General features: G+C 58.3%; 1 pseudogene. It reads left to right on the forward strand.

Annotation, left to right across the window (positions count from 1 at the left end):
- Positions 1-87: 87 nt before the first annotated feature.
- Positions 88-869, forward strand: a pseudogene (locus HKD24_RS15155) (IS5 family transposase).

Consider the following 869-nt stretch of genomic DNA (forward strand, 5'->3'; position numbering starts at 1 on the left):
TTAGGTTGCGTTGACAAAAGGCCTATACGATCAGCTTGAGATCTGATTCACTGCTTGCTTCAACGCAGACGGTACGGTGGAGCAAGCATGACACGAGGCGACCTGACGGATCAGGAATGGGCGGTGATTGGTCCGCTTCTGCCGCCTGAGCGCGGACGTTGGGCTCGACCAGCCGGAGACAACCGCCGGTTTCTCAATGGCATGCTGCATGTCCTGCGCGTCGGTTGTCCGTGGCGGGACATGCATGAGCGCTATGGCAAGTGGAACTCCGTTTATGTCCGGTTCCGGCGTTGGGCTGAACAGGGCGTGTGGGATGCCCTGCTTCAAACCCTGGTAGACCTCGGCCTGACCGATAACTGGCAGCATATGGTCGACAGCACCGTAGTGCGTGCCCATTCACAGGCTACGGGCGCAAAAGGGGGGCTCATTCGGAGGCTTTTGGTCGATCACGCGGCGGCTTTACGAGTAAGATCCATGCCCGATGTGACAATCAGGGCCGCCCTCTCGGCTTTGTCCTCACCGGAGGCCAGGTCTCTGACTACAAAGCCACAGACGCCATGATGAAGCTGCCTGTCCCGACCCCCAAAGCCATGCTGGCTGATCGAGGCTATGACAGTGACAGTTTCCGTCAGGATCTGCTGATCCACGGGATCCTGCCGGTCATTCCCTCACGCAAAGGCCGCAGTGCTCCACAGATAACAGACTGGCGGCGTTACGGGGATCGCAACCGCATCGAGCGCATGTTCAACCACCTCAAGCAGATGCGCCGCATCGCAACCCGCTACGACAAAACAGCATTGTCCTTCATGAGCTTCCTCAACCTCGCCGCCGTAAGGCTTTGGATCAGGTCTTTTGTCAACGTGACCTAG

Source organism: Gluconobacter vitians (assembly GCF_015244565.1).
Taxonomy (GTDB): domain Bacteria; phylum Pseudomonadota; class Alphaproteobacteria; order Acetobacterales; family Acetobacteraceae; genus Gluconobacter; species Gluconobacter vitians.